The 2694-nt window shown below is 41.5% G+C and carries 1 protein-coding gene and 1 pseudogene; both read right to left on the reverse strand.

All coding sequences use genetic code 11. The annotated features are described in order from the left end of the window. Positions 1-39 precede the first annotated feature (39 nt). Positions 40-1641, reverse strand: coding sequence for a SusD/RagB family nutrient-binding outer membrane lipoprotein (locus B2V92_RS20095; RefSeq protein WP_293311590.1), 1602 nt, complete (start codon positions 1639-1641; stop codon positions 40-42). A gap of 11 nt (positions 1642-1652) precedes the next feature. After that, a pseudogene (locus B2V92_RS20100) lies at positions 1653-2694 on the reverse strand (TonB-dependent receptor); the annotation flags it as partial.

Genomic DNA, 2694 nt, shown 5'->3' on the forward strand with positions numbered 1-2694 from the left:
TTTTTATAATTTTTCATATCTATTTTCATTATCTAAAAACTAGTTGGTGTTAACGTCCCAGAAAATTTTCGAAGTATAGGCACTTAATCCAGTAGGAACATTTGGGTTTAAGTTATATTCGGTAGTTGGATACAGATTACGTACAGGTAATTTATCGGCCGTAGTAGCCGACGATTGCAACGACACAAATGTTGTAGTTGCCCCAGTTCCGGATATAGCCGGATAGCCTGTTCTTTTGTATTCCTGCCAGGCCTCAAAACCATTTACAAAATTAAGGGCGATATATTTCTGGGTAATAATCGCTTCTAAACGTTGTGCATTTGTAGTTGCGAGATTATAATTTACCAGGTAGCTACCTGCGTTCGCAGTTTTATAAGCGGTAAGATAAGCATCCAGAACGGTACTGGTTGCCGATGTTGTGGTTGTACCCGTTTTTTGAAGGTAATTATAAGAAGCCCTGATGCCATTATCGAAATTTGTTGCTGCATCGCCCGACAGCGTGTGACCTTTCAATGCTGCTTCGGCCAATAGGAAATAGGTCTCTGCCGCAGGCATAATCAATTGTCCCATTACCCTGCTTTTAATTATTCCCTGAGCTGCCGGTGCGCTCAATGCCGTTCCAACACCGATGTACCAAGCCGGATAACCTGAAATCCACGAAGGTACATTACTTTCGTTACCCAATTGATTGGTTGGCGTGGTATTGGCTGCAAAGTTTTTATAGATCAGTGCGCCACGTGTTGCGTCGCTTAGTTTTGTGCCATTGTAGAATGAAAAAATCCACTTTGTAGGAATCTGCTGTGCGGCGTAAGCGCCATTGCTACCGGTGTAAGATGAATGGTAAGTATTCCATAACGGATTTTGACGTGCGCTGGTACTTACATAACCCGGATCGATCAATATATCACTGGTTAAAAAACCTTCTGAAGAAAAAGTTCCGAATGCGGTAGCTGCAAAAGAGGCTAATGGACCATCCTGTGCACGGGTTAAAATACGCAGTTTGATGTTATTGGCAAACTGGATCCATTTGGTAACATCACCACCAAACATTACATCAGCAGAACCTAACGCTTTTACTACGGTACTTGTACCATTTGCTTTAAGCTGAGCGATTGCCGCGTCGATTTCAGATACCAGCGATTTATAGATTGTTGCAGCATCATCGTAATGCGGGGTCAGATTATCGGTACCGGCTAAACCTTCGCTGTAAGGTACATTGCCATACTCATCAACCAGAATCTGATAGTAGTACGATTTCATTATCCTGGCCACCGCATTAAACAGTACATATTTGTTTACGCCCGAAGTTGAAGTAATGATATACTGGAAACTTCTTAAATCAGTGTAGGCGCTGTTAAAAAGCCCATTATTTGTACCCGAATTCCAGTTATAGGTGAAGAAAGTCGATCCGGAGAAAGAATAACCGCCTGCATTGGCCTGATAACCCGCCATCCATGCACCGTAATTAAAATAAGTAATAAAATTCGACGCCGTATTATTTAAAGTGGCAGGCAAAACCAGTTCTGGTGAAGAAGAGGTGGCCGAGTTTGTATTGTCGTTGATATCCAGATATTCTTTTTTACAGCCCGGCGCAGCAAAAATGATGGTTAAAAGGACAGTTAGTTTTAAAAATCTTTTCATAATTCTTGCCATTAAAAAGTTAATGATATAGTTCCGCCATAATACCTTGTTGGAGGTGTTTGCGATAACGAAGTAATACCCACTGCATTACTGTCAGCCCCGTTATTGCTATAATCAGGGTCAGCATATTCGTTCGATTTTGGGAGCCAGATAAACAGGTTCCTGCCCTGCGCACTGATGGTAGCCGATTTAATGAACTTTACATTCCGTAATACCGATGATGGAAGTTTGTAGGCTAATGCAAGCTCCCTCAATTTCCAGTAGTTACCCGAATACACATAATTGCTGGTTACACTTGAATATAAACTGCTGCTGGTCCAGAAACCCGCTCCACCATCTGATACGGTAACGCTGTTATTGGCAACATAAGTTCCGCTCGTAGCATCGTAATATGATGAATTAGGAAACACAAATTTTTCCCGGTTATAATACGCGCTTCTGGCTGATGATCCCGAGAAATCGTAAGTTGACCCTGCAGTACTGTATTGTACATAGTTAGATCTATACTCAAACAATCCAGAAAGAGTCAAGCCTTTGTAGGTCAGTTGAAAATCCAGTCCCAATCTATTTTTAGGAATGGTATTTCCTAAAATATTACCTTCAGTTTTTCCAACAGGATAGCCTGTGTTTTTATCAACCACTACCCTGCCTTCCGGATCACGGATATAATCTGACCCGATAATTACCGGATATACCGCTCCAACCTGACCGAAAATAGTAGAGCTGTTGCTTACACCTATGCGCGTTAAATCATTAGAAAGTGATACCAGCTTGTTATTGTTGTAAGTATAGTTACCTCCAACGGTTAGTTTCCAGTCGCCTTTTCTGATGGGGGTAAAATGTAAGGCTGTTTCCAAACCCTCATTGGTCAATTCGCCTGTATTTAAAAGGTAATAACTATAACCTGTAGTAATAGGCACACCGGCTGTAATGGCCTGCCCGGTTGAGCTGGTATTGTAGTAAGTTACTGTACCGTCAATCAAACCTTTAAACAACCTAAAATCAACACCACCTTCATAACCGGTGGTAATCTCTGGTTTTAAATTGTTTGAC

The sequence above is a fragment of the Pedobacter sp. UBA5917 genome (assembly GCF_002432345.1).
Lineage (GTDB): Bacteria > Bacteroidota > Bacteroidia > Sphingobacteriales > Sphingobacteriaceae > Pedobacter.

What these genes read in the sequence shown, in the direction of transcription:
- B2V92_RS20095 (WP_293311590.1), bottom strand. Translation starts at nt 1,641, where the DNA reads ATGAAAAGATTTTTAAAACTAACTGTCCTTTTAACCATCATTTTTGCT.